This is a genomic window from Pseudomonas sp. NPDC098747 (assembly GCF_044760045.1).
GTDB lineage: Bacteria > Pseudomonadota > Gammaproteobacteria > Pseudomonadales > Pseudomonadaceae > Aquipseudomonas.
The window spans coordinates 69,587-85,250 of the sequence record NZ_JBIWAL010000021.1; the positions used below are offsets into that span (position 1 = coordinate 69,587).

At 59.7% G+C, this 15,664-nt stretch carries 13 protein-coding genes and 1 pseudogene; 7 read left to right on the forward strand and 7 right to left on the reverse strand.

Going from position 1 to position 15,664, the window contains the following annotated elements; all coding sequences use genetic code 11:
- Positions 1-257: 257 nt before the first annotated feature.
- Complete coding sequence (gene purU / locus ACIQVE_RS15130; protein ID WP_402809621.1) at positions 258-1,106, forward strand: formyltetrahydrofolate deformylase; 849 nt, start codon at positions 258-260, stop codon at positions 1,104-1,106.
- Between the two features lie 103 nt (positions 1,107-1,209).
- A complete protein-coding gene (locus ACIQVE_RS15135) occupies positions 1,210-1,386 on the forward strand; it encodes a hypothetical protein (RefSeq protein ID WP_402809623.1) in 177 nt (58 codons plus the stop codon).
- On the opposite strand, the gene ACIQVE_RS15140 is transcribed toward ACIQVE_RS15135, so the two are convergent.
- The 5 genes and pseudogenes from ACIQVE_RS15140 to ACIQVE_RS15160 all read right to left on the reverse strand — a co-directional run.
- Positions 1,370-2,368 carry a lysylphosphatidylglycerol synthase transmembrane domain-containing protein gene (locus tag ACIQVE_RS15140; RefSeq protein WP_402809625.1) on the reverse strand — a complete coding sequence of 333 codons (999 nt, stop codon included), beginning with the start codon at positions 2,366-2,368 and terminating at the stop codon, positions 1,370-1,372. The two genes, ACIQVE_RS15135 and ACIQVE_RS15140, sit on opposite strands and share 17 nt — an antisense overlap.
- Positions 2,365-3,141 (reverse strand): DUF2334 domain-containing protein, encoded by a 777-nt coding sequence (locus ACIQVE_RS15145; RefSeq protein WP_402809628.1) that lies wholly within the window; start codon positions 3,139-3,141, stop codon positions 2,365-2,367. The genes ACIQVE_RS15140 and ACIQVE_RS15145 overlap by 4 nt, the downstream gene beginning before the upstream one ends.
- Complete coding sequence (locus ACIQVE_RS15150) at positions 3,134-4,246, reverse strand: glycosyltransferase family 4 protein (RefSeq protein WP_402809630.1); 1,113 nt, start codon at positions 4,244-4,246, stop codon at positions 3,134-3,136. The genes ACIQVE_RS15145 and ACIQVE_RS15150 overlap by 8 nt, the downstream gene beginning before the upstream one ends.
- Before the next feature lie 279 nt (positions 4,247-4,525).
- Positions 4,526-5,290, reverse strand: a complete 765-nt coding sequence (locus ACIQVE_RS15155; RefSeq protein WP_402809690.1) for a methyl-accepting chemotaxis protein — start codon at positions 5,288-5,290, stop codon at positions 4,526-4,528.
- A 93-nt stretch (positions 5,291-5,383) separates the two neighbouring features.
- Positions 5,384-6,415: pseudogene (locus ACIQVE_RS15160) on the reverse strand (cache domain-containing protein); the annotation flags it as partial.
- A 188-nt stretch (positions 6,416-6,603) separates the two neighbouring features.
- Between ACIQVE_RS15160 and ACIQVE_RS15165 the strand changes: the two are divergent.
- Complete coding sequence (locus tag ACIQVE_RS15165; protein ID WP_402809633.1) at positions 6,604-8,091, forward strand: helicase HerA-like domain-containing protein; 1,488 nt, start codon at positions 6,604-6,606, stop codon at positions 8,089-8,091.
- A 145-nt stretch (positions 8,092-8,236) separates the two neighbouring features.
- Here the strand turns inward: ACIQVE_RS15165 and ACIQVE_RS15170 are convergent, their stop codons facing one another.
- Complete coding sequence (locus tag ACIQVE_RS15170) at positions 8,237-8,692, reverse strand: DUF721 domain-containing protein (RefSeq protein ID WP_402809636.1); 456 nt, start codon at positions 8,690-8,692, stop codon at positions 8,237-8,239.
- Positions 8,693-8,999: 307 nt separating this feature from the next.
- Here ACIQVE_RS15170 and secA point away from each other — a divergent pair, with 307 nt between their 5' ends.
- From secA to ACIQVE_RS15190, 4 genes are all read left to right on the forward strand, one after another.
- Positions 9,000-11,735 carry a preprotein translocase subunit SecA gene (gene secA / locus ACIQVE_RS15175; RefSeq protein ID WP_402809638.1) on the forward strand — a complete coding sequence of 912 codons (2,736 nt, stop codon included), beginning with the start codon at positions 9,000-9,002 and terminating at the stop codon, positions 11,733-11,735.
- Between the two features lie 121 nt (positions 11,736-11,856).
- Positions 11,857-13,074 carry a bifunctional glutamate N-acetyltransferase/amino-acid acetyltransferase ArgJ gene (argJ, locus tag ACIQVE_RS15180; protein WP_402809641.1) on the forward strand — a complete coding sequence of 406 codons (1,218 nt, stop codon included), beginning with the start codon at positions 11,857-11,859 and terminating at the stop codon, positions 13,072-13,074.
- A 306-nt stretch (positions 13,075-13,380) separates the two neighbouring features.
- Positions 13,381-14,013: a glutathione S-transferase family protein gene (locus tag ACIQVE_RS15185; protein ID WP_402809644.1), complete on the forward strand. Its 633-nt coding sequence runs from the start codon at positions 13,381-13,383 to the stop codon at positions 14,011-14,013.
- Entirely contained in the window at positions 14,010-14,954 is a 945-nt protein-coding gene (locus ACIQVE_RS15190; protein WP_402809647.1) for a Nudix family hydrolase, read from the forward strand. Before ACIQVE_RS15185 ends, ACIQVE_RS15190 begins: the two co-directional genes overlap by 4 nt.
- A gap of 123 nt (positions 14,955-15,077) precedes the next feature.
- Here ACIQVE_RS15190 and ACIQVE_RS15195 read toward each other — a convergent pair whose 3' ends face one another.
- Positions 15,078-15,662 (reverse strand): cob(I)yrinic acid a,c-diamide adenosyltransferase, encoded by a 585-nt coding sequence (locus ACIQVE_RS15195; protein WP_402809649.1) that lies wholly within the window; start codon positions 15,660-15,662, stop codon positions 15,078-15,080.
- Positions 15,663-15,664: the final 2 nt, after the last annotated feature.

Below are 15,664 nucleotides of genomic sequence, written 5' to 3' on the forward strand. Positions count from 1 at the left end.
ACCGGGTTTTTTATTTAAATGAGTTACAAGAATTAGCAGCAAATTGAATGTTCAGTTAAATAGTGTGATGCAGTCATCACAGATATTCACAGTGATCTGCACAAAAGCGGCCATTGGCTTGCCGTCAAGTTGACGGTGACCCCCTTCAAAAAAGCCGTGCTCCGGCGCAGGACGCGTGCCTACGCTCATCAATACTGCAGTTTTCCTGCGCAGTCGCTAGAATGGCAGCCTTTGCGAAGTTCTGGAGTTACCCCCTCATGCGCACTTTTCGGCTGGTGATTTCTTGCCCGGACCGCGTTGGCATCGTTGCCAAAGTCAGTAATTTTCTGGCATCCCACAACGGCTGGATCACCGAAGCGAGCCACCACTCGGACAATCAGGTTGGTTGGTTCTTCATGCGTCACGAGATTCGTGCCGATTCGCTGCCGTTCGGTATTGAAGTATTGCGCGAGAAGTTTGCGCCAATCGCCGAAGAGTTCTCGATGGACTGGCGCATCACCGATACCGAACAGAAAAAACGCGTGGTGTTGATGGCCAGCCGCGAATCCCATTGCCTGGCCGACCTGCTGCACCGTTGGCACAGCGATGAGCTGGACTGCGACATCGCCTGCGTGATTTCCAACCACGACGACCTGCGCAGCATGGTCGAGTGGCATGGCATTCCTTACTACCATGTCCCGGTCAATCCGCAGGACAAGGAGCCGGCCTTCGCCGAAGTGTCGCGCCTGGTCAAACAGCACGACGCCGAAGTCGTGGTGCTGGCGCGCTACATGCAAATCCTGCCGCCGGCGTTGTGCCGTGAATACGCGCACAAGGTCATCAACATTCACCACAGCTTCCTGCCGTCGTTCGTCGGCGCCAAGCCGTACCACCAGGCCTCCATGCGTGGCGTGAAGCTGATCGGCGCGACCTGCCATTACGTGACCGAAGAGCTGGACGCCGGGCCGATCATCGAGCAGGACGTTGTGCGCGTCAGCCACAGCGACAGCATCGAAGACATGGTGCGTTTCGGTCGTGATGTCGAGAAGATGGTACTGGCGCGCGGTCTGCGTTATCACCTCGAAGATCGAGTGCTGGTGCACGGCAACAAGACTGTGGTGTTCTGATCGAACTCACACAGGCTTGAAAAAGGAAGGGCCTGGGCGTTCAATCGTCCAGGCCCTTTTTTTATATAAGTGCCTTTGCCGTTTCTGATCCGAGGAAAAGCTGATGAGCGATCCACTGGACAAAGCCACTTCCAAAGCCCCCGCTACTTTGGGCGAAGGATGTTTGAGTCGTTATGACCCGGATGATATGAGTCCGGAGGATGGCACCGAGTTTCCCGGTGCGGCCGAGTTATGGGAGCAACTCATCGATGAACAGGATGAGACTAAGAAGCCCGCCTGACTTTCATTAACTTCCTCAACAGCGGTCGCCCAAGCATCAGCACAAACACCGGCCCACCCACCACCAGATAGAAATAAAACGTCACCACCCGCCAGATCAGAATGGCTGCCGCCGCTGTCGATTTGCCAACCATGGGCGCCAGTAGCGCCGCCGAGGTCAACTCCGCAGCGCCTGCGCCTCCGGGCAACAGACTGAACTGCCCGGCGCCCAGCGAAAGCATCTGCACCAGAAAACTCCACGCCCATTGCAAGTCCGCCCCCAGGCCACGCAATGCCAGATACAGCACGCTGTAGCGCAGCAACCAATGCACGCAGGTCAGGGCGAAGACTTTGCTCAACGTTTGCCATGGCAGTTTCAAGGTGTCGATAAACGCCGCGAGAAAATGCAGCAGCTTGCGTGCCCAGCGGCGACGGGTGTCGGCGCGCACGTTCATGCGGGCCAGCAACCGACCGCTCAGGCGAATCAGTTGGCGGTGGTAGCGCGCCAGCAGCACACAACTGCACAATCCGCCGAACAGCGACACCGCGCTGATAATCAGCAGCCATTCCATGCGGTCGCTGAGGTGTTGAAAAAGCGCGTAAATCAGAATCCCGCTCAGGGCGCAGAGAAAAAACAGCAAATCGTTGAGCTGATCCATGGCAAACACCGCACTGCCACGGGCCGGCCGCACGCCGCAGCGGGCCAGCAACGCCATGATCGTCAGCGGCCCGCCGCTGCCGCCGGGTGTCGCGCAATAGGCGAACTCGGCCGCCATGACCACGCCCAGGCTTTTCAGCGGCGTGACGCGGTCACGTTGATCGCCGAGCAACAAGCGCAGGCGCAGGGTGTTGATGCCCCAGCACAGCAGAATCATGCCGAACATGATCAGCAGCCATTGCAGCGGGAAGCTTTGCAGGCGCGCCCAGATTTCGCTGCCGCCGAGCAACAGCGGAATCAGCACCGCCGCAAGCAGGCCGATCAACAACACAATGATGCGGTTCATGCGGCGCGTTCCAGTTGACCGCGCTGTTGGGCGAGCCAGTTCATTTTGGTCATCGGTACTCGTCCATCCGTCAGTAACCGTTCAAGGGTATTGCGCCAATATTCGCGGGAGAACCCGTGGCGCATGTCCACGGGGTGCAATCCTAGCCGAATCACCGGCGCTTGGCGCCAGCGCTGTTCACGTTGCTCGCTGAGGATTTTTGACAGGCCACGACGCCAGGCGCTGCGGGCACTCCAGACCAGCCCCGGCGCGTCGATCGAAGTGAAGTCCGGCAAACGATACAGATGCTGCGGATCACTGGTGTAGCGCAGCGGCAATTCGCGCAGCGCCTGGCGCGTGCCCTCGCTCATCAACCAGGCTGGGGCGACGAAACCGTGCAGCGGCCAGTCGTGGCGCTGGAACATTTGAATGCCGGCGCGCAGGCGGGCGAGGGCGGTCTCGTGGGACAAGCGATAGAACTCGCCTTCATGGGTATAGACGCGGCGCATGAACCAGTCGCGCGGTGTAGTCGGGCGAGGTTCCTGGTCATCATGGAAAAAACCGTGCAGGGCCAATTCATCGCCACGGGCGACGCGCGCGCTCAGCAGCCGACGAAAATCCGCATGCGCGTCGAGGTGGTCGTGGCGATGAAAATCCGGCACCACCAGCCAGGTCATCGGCACGTTGCCCAGTGCGTCGACCGCCTCGACAAACGGTTGGTAATCCGCCCAGGTTGATGGCGCCACGTCGTGCAGCACCAACAGTACGGCGGGGCGGTGGCTGAGATCAGGCATTGGCCACCCGTGGGATCGTGTGGCCGAGGACCGCGTGATAGTGAGTCAGCAAGCTGTCGACCACCGCGTCCCACGCGTAATGGCGTTCGACATGTTGGCGCGCCTGACCACCGAGTTTGGTAACGCCGCGACTGAATAGTTCGCGCACGGCATTGGCCATCGCCTGCGGGTTATTCGGTGCGCAGAGCAAGCCGCAGGATTCTTTGACGATTTCTTCAAACGCCCCGGCCGCCACCGCCACGACCGGAATGCCGCAGGCCATGGCCTCAAGAATCACCAAGCCGAAGGTTTCCTGATCACCTGCATGCAGCAATGCGTCGGCACTGGCCATCAGTCGTGCAACGGTCGGTGCCGGGCAGAACTCATTGATGACGCTGACGTTGTCCGGCACCACGGCGGGCATCGACGAGCCGACCAGCAGCAAGTGATAGCGCGGACCGAGTCGCTGCATGCACTTGAGCAGTATCGGCAGGTTTTTCTCTTTCGAACCACGCCCGGCGAAGATCAGCAGACGCGTGTCTTCGCCGATCCCCAGTTCCGCGCGCAGCCCTGGATCACGGGCGTCAGGATTGAACGTTTGCAGATCGACCCCCAGCGGTTGCACGAAGACGTTACGCACGCCGAGGGTGATGAGCTTGTCAGCCATGACCTGACTGGGCGCGAGCACCCGGTCAAAGTTGCCATAGAGCTTGGTGACGTAGGCTTCGATGTTCGGCGTGACCCATTGGCCCATGCGGTTACTGACCAACAGCGGCAGGTCGGAATGATAAAAGCCGATCACTGGCACATCCAGTTGCCGCCGGGCATCCAGAGCGGCCCACGCGGTGAGGTACGGATCGCCGACTTCGATCAGATCCGGCTGTAAATCCTGCAGGACATTTCGCCAAGGTGCCAGACGCACCGGGAAACGATAACCCTTGCCGAAGGGCAGGGCGGGGGCGGGAACCGTGTAAACGCCATCGTGTTCGCCGAATTTTGCGCCGGGGATCAGCAAGCTGTGGCGAATCCCGGATTTAATACCCAGCCGACGGTGCTTGGCATCCAGATAAGTACGCACGCCGCCGCTGGCCGGGGCGTAGAACATGGTGATGTCGGCGATGTGCACGGTGATGGTCCCTGCGCTGTGGTTCTCCCTTGGTTGACCTTTATCCTGAAGGGATGTTCGGTCGGGATTTTTGCGCTGGAACGAAGAGCGCCCTCACCCTAACCCTCTCCCGGAGGGAGAGGGGACTGATCGAGGTGTTTGGGCTTGCTGCGTCGAGCTGAAATTCCGAGTCGAACGCCGGATTTGAATAGCATGAAGATCTGCTCCCTTTCCCCCTCGCCCCCTTGGGGGCGGTCCGACGTTTCGGGAGGGTTGGGGTGAGGGGGTAAGTTCTTGATCTTAAATGCGGAAGCTACCCACCAATTGCGTCAACCGCGAAGCCTGCTGCTCCAGATCCGAACACGCACGCAACGTTGCCTGCAAGTTCTCCACGCCTTCCTGGTTCAGCGTGTTGATCTCGGTAATGTCGACGTTGATCGACTCGACCACCGCTGTCTGCTCCTCGGTCGCCGTGGCCACCGACTGGTTCATCCCGTCGATCTCGCCAATCCGCTGGGTCACGCTGTTCAAGCGTTCACCGGCAAGGTTGGCGATCTCGACGCTGTCCTGACTGTGACGCTGGCTTTCACTCATGGTGCTCACTGATTCGCGGGCGCCGACTTGAAGCTCCTCGATCATGGTTTGCACCTGTTGCGCCGACTCCTGCGTTCGGTGCGCCAGATTACGCACTTCGTCCGCCACCACGGCAAAACCACGACCGGCCTCACCGGCACGCGCCGCTTCAATCGCGGCGTTGAGTGCCAGCAGGTTGGTTTGTTGGGAAATGCTGGTGATCACTTCCAGAATCTGGCCGATGTTCACGGTTTTGCTGTTCAGCGACTCGATGTTGCTGCTCGACGCGCTGAGCATGCTCGACAGTTGATTCATCGCCTTGATGCTGCGATCCACCACTTGCTGGCCGTCTTCGGCGAGGCCGCGGGCGTCGCTGGCCTGATTCGAAGCCTGGGCTGCATTGCGGGCGATTTCCTGCGCTGCGGCGCCGAGTTGATTGATCGCGGCGGCAACGCTGCTGGTACGCGAAGCCTGCTGATCGGAGTTGTACATCGACGAGTTCGACGCAGCGACCACGCGCAGGGCGACTTCGTTGACTTGTCCGGTGGCCGACGACACTTCGCGGATCGAGCCGTGAATCCGCTCGACGAAGCGGTTGAACGCCGTCCCCAGAACACCGAATTCATCGTTGTTGACGATGGTCAGACGCTTGGTCAAATCGCCTTCGCCATCGGCGATGTCTTCCATGGCGCGAGTCATGACGTGCAGCGGCTGGATCAGGATGCGGATCAGCATGCCGAGCAGGGTAAGGATGATGCCGACGGCGATGATGGTCGCAATGACGGCTGAGGCGCGGAATTCGCTGAGCATCGCGTAGGCCTGATCCTTGTCCACCGACAGGCCGATGTACCAGTTTACTGACGGCAAGCCTTTGATCGGCGCGAAGGTGACGATGCGTGTTTTGCCATCGACGATCACTTCACTGAAGTCGGTGCTGATGCGCGGGGTGTCCTGTGGGAAGGCTTCTTTGAGCGACTTCATCACCAGCGCTTTGTCTGGATGCACGAGGATCTTGCCGTCGGCGCTGACCAGGAACACATAACCCATGCCGTCGAAATCCCGGGCAGCAAGGGTGTCGACCAGTGATTGCAGGCTCAAGTCACCGCCGACCACGCCAACGCTCTGGCCGGCTTTTTTCGAGGCGGTGGCGATGGAGATGATCAACTGACCGGTGGCCGCGTCGATGTACGGTTCGGTCAAGGTCGAGGTGCTGCTGCTCTCGGCACCTTTATACCAAGGGCGCACGCGTGGATCGAAACCGTCTGGCATCTTCACGTCCGGGCGGATGGTGAAGTGGCCGGTGGCATCGCCCAGATAGGTGGCCATAAACGTCGACGTCAGGGTTTTCTGTTCCAGCAGACTGGCGACGTTGGCGGGCTCGGGGTTGATGGCAATGTTCTGGGCGGCGTTCTCGACCAGCATAATGCGGCCGCTGAGCCAGGTCTGGATGCTGCCGGCAGTGACTTCGCCCATCTCATTGAGATAGTTGTTCAGGTCTTCACGAATCGCATTTCGCTGTAGCCAGTCGTTGTACAGCGTAAACGAGGCGAAGGCGGCGATGACGATGAGGGCGGCGGCAAGCAAAATTTTATGGCTGAAGCGCAGATTTTTGTTCATGGCTTGGGGTTCCGCTAAGGTCTTAATGTCCTGGGCGTGCTTTTATAAAGACGCGCAATATGGGCAAGGGTGAATAAAAGCTGATATTTCCGTCTCTCCTTAGGGAAATGTCCTACCGACTTTTCAGTCAGGTCTACGCCTTTATCTATCGGCCATCGCGCATTAAAGATTAACCATTGGGTGACAAAATGCCTGACTCATCGCAACTCGTAATCGGCGCCGACCTCACGGGGCAACCGATCGCCCAGGCCATGCGCCTGGCAAACCGTCACGGCCTCATCGCCGGCGCCACCGGTACCGGTAAAACCGTCACCTTGCAGCGTTTGGCTGAAGCGTTCAGCGATGCTGGGGTCGCCGTGTTCGCCGCCGACATCAAGGGCGACCTGTGCGGCCTCGGTGCTGCCGGCAATCCGCAGGGCAAGGTCGCCGAGCGTATCGCCGGCATGCCTTGGCTCAATCATCAGCCGCAGGCTTATCCGGTGACGTTGTGGGATATCCACGGCGAGTCCGGTCATCCCTTGCGCACCACGTTGAGCGAAATGGGCCCGCTGTTAATCGGCAGTCTGCTGGAACTCACCGACAGTCAGCAGTCGGCGTTATATGCCGCATTCAAAGTCGCGGATCGCGAAGGGCTGTTGCTCCTGGATCTAAAGGATCTCAAAGCGCTGCTCAACCACCTCAAGGACAATCCGCAGTTGCTGGGCGAAGACGCCGCGCTGATGACCACCGGTTCCAGTCAGGCACTGATGCGCCGCTTGGCGACCCTGGAGCAGCAGGGCGCCGAAGCCTTGTTCGGCGAGCCTGCGCTGCAACTCGAAGACATCCTGCAACCGGCCGCCGATGGCCGTGGGCGCATTCATCTGCTGGATGCCAGCCGACTGGTGCACGAGGCGCCGAAGGTCTATGCGACATTCCTGTTGTGGCTGCTGGCCGAGTTGTTCGAGCAGTTGCCGGAGCGCGGCGATGCCGACAAGCCGCTGCTGGCGCTGTTTTTCGATGAGGCGCATTTGCTGTTCGGCGATACCCCAAAGGCGTTGCAGGAGCGGCTGGAGCAAGTGGTGCGGTTGATACGTTCCAAAGGCGTCGGCGTGTATTTCGTCACCCAATCGCCGACCGACTTGCCGGACGACGTACTGGCTCAGTTGGGCCTGCGCGTTCAGCATGGCTTACGCGCGTTCACCGCCAAGGAGCAGAAATCCTTGCGCGCTGTGGCGGACGGCTTCCGGCCGAACCCGGCATTCGACAGCCTGTCGGTGCTGACTGAGCTGGGGATTGGCGAGGCGCTGGTCGGCACGCTGACGGAAAAAGGCACGCCGGAAATGGTTCAGCGTGTGCTGGTGGCGCCACCGCAATCGCGAATCGGGCCGCTGACCGAGACCGAACGCACGGTGCTTATTGCGGGGTCACCGTTCAAGGGGCGCTATGACAAACCGATTGATCGCGAGTCGGCGTATGAAATCCTGATGGGGCGTAAAGGTCTGGCGCCGGAGGCAGAGGCTCCCGCGGGCAAACCGGCGGCCGAGGAACCGAGCCTGGCTGATCGTGCCGGGGAGTTTCTCGGCACGGCGGCGGGTCAAGCCTTGAAGTCAGCGATGCGCCAGGCAGCCAACAACCTGGGCAAACAACTGGTGCGCGGGCTGATGGGCTCCCTGCTCGGCGGCAGCAAGCGCCGCTGATTAAATGGTGTGGATGTAGATCTAAATGTGGGAGCGAGCTTGTTCGCGAAAGCGGTGTGTCATTCAGCGTCTATGGCGTCTGACACGGCCTCTTCGCGAGCAAGCTCGCTCCCACATTGGCTTTGTATACAAATGTAGATAGATGTCAGGTTTTGTCTTTGGCGTGCGCCGCCAGTCGCTCCAGCGCCGCGCGCAACCCCGGATCACTGATCCCGTCCGCCGTAGCCTGAATGGTCGCCGCCGCGTTCGTCGACAGATCCATCGTGTGCCCGGTCGCCCCGCGCTGAACCGTCGGCGGCTGCACCTTGAACAGAATCCGCGTCAGGCTGGCGAACTCATCGAACATCTGCAATTGCCGTTGCAGGCGTTTTTGTTGATAGCGCAGGCGCGTGGCCCAGTGGCCATCGGTAACGATCAATAACAGACTGCCTTCACGCCACGACGCCACATGGCAATGTTCGCGGGCGGCGGGTTGCAGCTGGCTTTCGAGCAGGCGTTGCAGATGACCCAGTCGATGGGCATGGCCGAGGATGGCTTTGAGCGGCTTGGCTTCGCGTAGCAAAACGGCGGGTGCTTTGGCCGTAAGAGGGCGAAATGCCATGATCGAACACCTGAAGTAACAGAAGCGCCATGGTAGCAGAAAGCACCGAAATCACTCGCCCATTGCTTTTGTCCCCGCTTTACTCATTAAATCAACGACTAACTTCTTTCCCGTGTGGGTTGAAGTTGAGCAAAACGCCCCTATTTTAAGTGAGCCCCGTCAAAGCGCAGTGCCAGCATCGTGGAACATCGCCACTTTCCTCACCACCGTTTCCGGGTAGAATGCTCGTTCGCATGCGGCCATGAGGGCTGCTCGGGCGACTCACGGTGCCGCCCTCCATACCTTTAGTGTGGAAGATCCTGCCGATATGTTTGCGCCTTTGTTAAAGAAACTTTTTGGAAGCAAGAACGAGCGTGAAGTCAAACGCATGCTCAAGACGGTGCAGCTCGTCAATGCCTTCGAAGAGCAAATGGTGGCCCTTTCGGACGATCAATTGCGCGCCAAGACCGATGAGTTCAAGGCCCGCATCGCCAAAGGGGAAACCCTCGACAAGCTTTTGCCAGAAGCCTTTGCGGTAGCCCGCGAAGCCGGCAAGCGCATCATGGGGATGCGCCACTTCGACGTGCAACTCGTCGGTGGCATGACCTTGCACGAAGGCAAGATCGCCGAAATGCGCACCGGTGAGGGTAAAACCCTCGTGGCGACCCTGGGTGTTTACCTCAACGCACTGTCCGGCAAGGGCGTGCACGTTGTGACGGTGAACGACTACCTGGCGCGTCGTGACGCCAACTGGATGCGCCCGCTGTATGAATTCCTCGGCCTGACCGTCGGCGTCGTGACGCCGTTCCAGCCACCGGAAGAGAAACGCCTGGCCTACGCGGCCGACATCACCTACGGCACCAACAACGAATTCGGTTTCGACTACCTGCGCGACAACATGGCGTTCAGCATGGAAGAAAAATTCCAGCGCGAACTCAATTTTGCCGTGATCGACGAAGTCGACTCCATCCTCATCGACGAAGCACGTACCCCGCTGATCATTTCCGGTCAGGCCGAGGACAGCTCCAAGCTGTACACCGAGATCAACAAACTGATCCCGCAGCTGGAACTGCACGTTGAAGAAGTCGAAGGCGAAGTTACCAAGGCTGGCCACTACACTGTTGACGAGAAGACCCGTCAGGTCGAACTCAACGAAGCCGGTCACCAGTTCATCGAAGACATGCTCACCCGCGTCGGCCTGCTGGCTGAAGGCGAGAGCCTTTACTCGGCACATAACCTGGGCCTGTTGACCCACGTTTATGCCGGTCTGCGTGCGCACAAGCTGTTCAACCGCAACGTTGAATACATCGTGCAGGACGGTCAGGTCGTACTGGTCGACGAACACACCGGTCGTACCATGCCCGGCCGTCGTTTGTCCGAAGGCCTGCACCAGGCCATCGAAGCCAAAGAAGTTCTGAACATTCAGGCCGAGAGCCAGACCCTGGCCTCGACCACGTTCCAGAACTACTTCCGTCTGTACACCAAGCTGTCCGGCATGACCGGTACTGCTGACACCGAAGCGTTCGAATTCCACCAGATCTATGGTCTGGAAGTGATGGTCATTCCGCCGAACAAGCCGTTGGCGCGTAAAGACTACAACGACCTGGTGTTCCTGACTGCCGAAGAGAAGTACGCGGCAATTGTCACGGACATCAAGGAAAGCATGGCTGCCGGTCGTCCGGTGCTGGTGGGTACTGCGACCATCGAAACCTCCGAGCACATGTCCGCATTGCTCGTGAAGGAAGGCATAGAACACAAGGTTCTGAACGCCAAGTTCCACGAAAAAGAAGCCGAGATCATTGCCCAAGCCGGTCGTCCGGGCGCACTGACCATCGCTACCAACATGGCCGGTCGTGGTACCGACATCCTGTTGGGCGGCAACTGGGAAGTTGAAGTGGCGTCGCTGGAAGATCCGACCCCTGAGCAAATCGCCCAGATCAAGGCCGACTGGCAGAAGCGCCACCAACAAGTGCTCGAGTCCGGCGGCTTGCAGGTGATTGCTTCCGAGCGTCACGAATCCCGTCGTATCGACAACCAACTGCGTGGCCGTGCCGGTCGTCAGGGTGATGCCGGTTCGAGCCGCTTCTACCTGTCGCTGGAAGACAGCCTGATGCGCATCTTCGCCTCTGATCGGGTGAAGAACTTCATGAAAGCCCTGGGCATGCAGCCCGGCGAAGCGATCGAGCACCGCATGGTGACCAACGCGATCGAGAAGGCGCAGCGCAAGGTTGAAGGCCGTAACTTCGACATTCGTAAGCAACTGCTCGAGTTCGATGACGTCAACAACGAACAACGTAAAGTGATCTATCACATGCGTAACACGTTGCTGGCCGCCGACAACATCGGTGAAACCATCGCTGACTTCCGTCAGGACGTACTCAACGCCACCGTCAGCGCGCACATTCCGCCGCAATCGCTGCCAGAGCAGTGGGACGTCGCCGGTCTGGAAGCCTCGCTGGCGAGCGACTTCGGTGTTCCGCTGCCGATCCAGCAATGGCTCGACGAAGACGATCACCTGTACGAAGAAACCCTGCGCGAGAAGCTCATGACCGAGCTGATGGCGGCGTACAACGAGAAAGAAGATCAGGCCGGTGCCGAAGCACTGCGCTCCTTCGAGAAGCAAATCGTTCTGCGCGTGCTGGATGATCTGTGGAAAGACCACCTGTCGACCATGGATCACTTGCGTCACGGCATCCACCTGCGTGGCTACGCCCAGAAGAACCCGAAGCAGGAATACAAGCGCGAGTCGTTCACGCTGTTCTCCGAGCTGCTCGATTCGATCAAGCGCGACTCGATCCGTGTGCTGTCGCACGTTCAGGTTCGCCGCGAAGATCCGGAAGCCGAAGAGCAACGTCTGCGTCAGGAAGCCGAAGCATTGGCCGCCCGCATGCAGTTCGAACACGCTGAAGCCCCTGGTCTGGAGCAGCCGGAATTACTCGGTGAAGAGGTCGATGTAGCCCTCGCCACTGCACCGGTTCGCAACGAGCAGAAGCTGGGCCGCAACGAACTGTGCTACTGCGGTTCGGGCAAGAAATTCAAGCATTGCCACGGGCAGATTCAGTAAAATCCGCTTCAATTGCTGAAATACCCGCGCCGCGACCGGCTCCTGCCGTCGCGGCGTTTTGCCATTTAAACCACTGCCTTCATAGGGGCGGTGCTGACATCATTGAGTAAGGAGCGCATTCATGGCTGTTGGTCTTGGTCCTTTGCCAACGTTGCACCCGGTTGCCGGTTTTGAACTCGGTATCGCCTCGGCCGGCATCAAGCGCCCTGGGCGCAAAGATGTCGTGGTGATGCGCTGCGCCGAAGGTTCGACGGTGGCGGGCGTGTTCACGTTGAACGCCTTTTGTGCCGCGCCAGTGATCCTGGCGAAAAAACGCGTGCAGAACGCAGTGCGCTATCTGCTGACCAACACCGGTAATGCCAACGCGGGCACCGGTGAGCCAGGCCTGGCAGCCGCCGAGCGCACCTGCGCGAAGCTCGCTGAGCTGACCGGCGTCGATGCCAACCAGATTCTGCCTTACTCCACCGGTGTCATCGGCGAGCCACTGCCGGTCGAGAAAATCGAAGGCGCACTGCAAGCTGCACTGGACGATCTGTCGGAAAACAACTGGGAAGCGGCCGCCACCGGCATCATGACCACTGACACCTTGCCAAAGGGTGCCAGCCGCCAGTTCCAGCATGACGGCGTGACCATCACCGTCACCGGTATCAGCAAAGGCGCGGGCATGATCCGCCCGAACATGGCGACCATGCTGGGCTACATCGCTACCGACGCCAAAGTCTCCCGCGATGTACTGCAAAACCTGATGCTCGACGGCGCCAACAAGTCGTTCAACCGCATCACCATCGATGGCGACACCTCGACCAACGACTGCTGCATGCTGATTGCCACCGGCAAGGCTGCACTGCCGCAAATCACCCGTGCTGAAGGCGAGCTGTTCGCCAAGTTGAAGCAGGCTGTGTTCGAAGTGTGCATGGACGTGGCCCAGGCCATCGTGCGTGACGGCGAAGGCGCGACCAAGTTCGTGACCGTTGAAGTCAATGGCGGCGGCAATCACCAGGAATGCCTGGACGTTGGCTACACCGTGGCGCATTCGCCATTGATCAAGACCGCGCTGTTCGCCTCCGACCCGAACTGGGGCCGCATTCTGGCGGCTGTCGGTCGTGCCGGCGTGCCGGACCTGGACGTGAGCAAGATCGACGTGTTCCTTGGCGACGTATGCATCGCCAGCCGTGGCGCCCGCGCCGCGACTTACACTGAAGCGCAGGGCTCTGCGGTGATGCAGCAGGAAGAAATCACCATCCGCATCGAACTGGGTCGCGGTGATTGCAGCGAAACCATCTGGACCACCGACCTGTCGCATGAGTACGTGAAGATCAACGCTGAGTATCGGACCTGATCTGAGACCGAGTCGCCGCCATCGCCAGCAGGCTGGCTCCCACAGTATTGCTGTCGAACACGAAATCTGCGTTCACTGAAGATCTGATGTGGGAGCTAGCCTGCTAGCGATAGCGGAGTTTCAGGCAGCATTTATGTTGAATCTGCTGGCCTCTTCGCGAGCAAGCTCGCTCCCACAGGGTTCACTGGTGTACACAACATTTGTGACTATCCGTGAACCCTGTGGGAGCGAGAGCTTGCTCGCGAAGGCTGCAGCCCAGACACTATGGGTCCCAAAGCTGTTCCTCTGACGAAAAGGCGCCACACCATGTCCTTGCACCTGATCATCGGCGACAAACTGCTTTCCTCCTGGTCCTTGCGCGCCGCACTGGCGCTTGAGCTGACCGGCGCCCCTTTCACCGAAGAGTTGATCAAACTCGGCAAGCCTGACACCCGTGCGCTTTTGCTCAAGCATTCGCCAACTGCCAAGGTCCCGCTGCTGAAAACCGTACGCGGCACCGTTGCCGATTCGCTGGCGATTGCTGAGTATCTGGCCGAGCAGTTTCCTTCCGAGCAACTCTGGCCAATCGACATCGCCGCCCGCGCCCAGGCCCGATCCGCCTGCGCGCAAATGCACAGTGGCTTCTTCGCCATGCGCAACCACATGCCGTTCAACCTGAGCCACGACGCGCCGCTGAACCCGGTGCCGCCTGAGGTGAAGGTCGATATCGAACGCATGCTCGCGTTGTGGGCAGAATGCCGTGCCGCCGCCACCGAATCCGGGCCGTATCTGTTTGGTCGCGTGAGCCTGGCCGATGCGTTCTTCGCACCGATCGCCGTGCGCCTGCGCACCTATCAGGTGCAACTGCCGGACGCTGACGAAGCCTATGTTGAAACCGTCTACCAATGGCCCGCCTTCAAGGCGTGGCAAAAGGCTGGACTGGAGGAATTGAACCCGTGAAACGCGTACACGTCGCCGCTGCCGTCATTCGTGACAACAGTGGCAAAATCCTCATTGCCCGTCGTGCCGACACCCAGCATCAGGGTGGTTTGTGGGAGTTTCCCGGCGGCAAGGTCGAGGCCGACGAATCGGTTGAAACCGCGCTGGCCCGCGAGCTGCACGAAGAGTTGGGCATCGTCGTTGGCGCAGCACGGCCGTTGATCAAGGTACGTCACGATTACCCGGACAAGCAGGTGTTGCTGGATGTCTGGGAAGTGTCGAGTTTCAGCGGCGAGCCGCACGGTGCCGAAGGCCAGCCATTGGCCAGGGTGACGGCGAAGGAGCTGGCGAACTACGAGTTCCCCGCCGCCAACCAGCCGATTGTCGCTGCGGCACGTTTGCCTGCCGAATACTTGATCACCCCGGAGGATCTGGAAACCCCGGCTTTGCTGCGCGGCATCCAGAAGGCGATTGCCGACGGGATCAAATTGATCCAGCTGCGCGCACCGAATGGCTATGACCCGAAGTACCGCGATCTGGCGGTGGATGCCGTGGGTCTGTGTGCGGGCAAGGCGCAATTGATGATCAAGGGGCCATTCGAATGGCTCGGCGATTTTCCGTCTGCCGGGTGGCACATCACTTCCGCACAGTTGCGTAAATACGCGGCGGCGGGGCGTCCGTTGCCGGCTCAGCGTTGGCTCGCAGCGTCCTGCCATAATGCCGAAGAACTGGCGCTGGCTGAGCAGATGGGCGTGGACTTCGTGACCTTGTCGCCGGTGCAGCCGACCTTGACGCATCCTGATGCGCAGCCGTTGGGCTGGGAGCAGGCTTCGACATTGATCGAGGGCTTCAACAAGCCGGTGTTTTTGTTGGGTGGAGTTGGACCAGCAGAACGTGAGAAAGCCTGGAGCTTCGGGGCGCAGGGTGTGGCTGGGATTCGGGCGTTCTGGCCCGAAGCCTGATTTTGCGTTGATGCTGCCGGCCCTTTCGCGAGCAAGCTCGCTCCCACATATGACTGCATTCCAACTGGATGAACGCAATCAACTGTGGGAGCGAGCTTGCTCGCGAAGGCGTCCTGCCTGGCGCTAAGAGTCCTGATGTTTCGCCGCAGGCTGCCACAAAATCTCCGCAATCCCCTGTCGCCGCGCAATCACCCTTGCCGCCACAAACAACAAATCCGAAAGCCGATTAATGTAAGCCAACCCAACGCCGGCCAAGGGTTCTTCAGCATTCAAATGCTGACACCGCCGCTCGGCACTCCTTGCCAGACTCCGACACACATGGGCCTGAGCTATCAGCATCGAACCGCCCGGCAAGATGAAATTCTCCAGCGGTCCCAACTCCTCATTCCAGATGTCGATCGCCACTTCCAGTCGTTCGATTTCCGCCGCGTTCAGCGCCTGATACTCCGGCATCGCCAACTCGCCGCCGAGGTCGAACAATCGATGCTGACAGGGCGTCAACACCTCGATCAACTCGTTCAAGCCTGGGTACGTCTCACGTTCGGCAGTCAGCCCGGCCAGCAAAACGCCCACTTGGCTGTTCAGCGCATCGACCTCGCCAATCGCTTCGATCCTTGGGTGATCTTTGGGTACGCGGCGGCCATCGCCCAGGCCGGTTTCGCCTTTGTCGCCGGTGCGGGTGTAGATCTTCGACAGGCGAAAGCCCATGG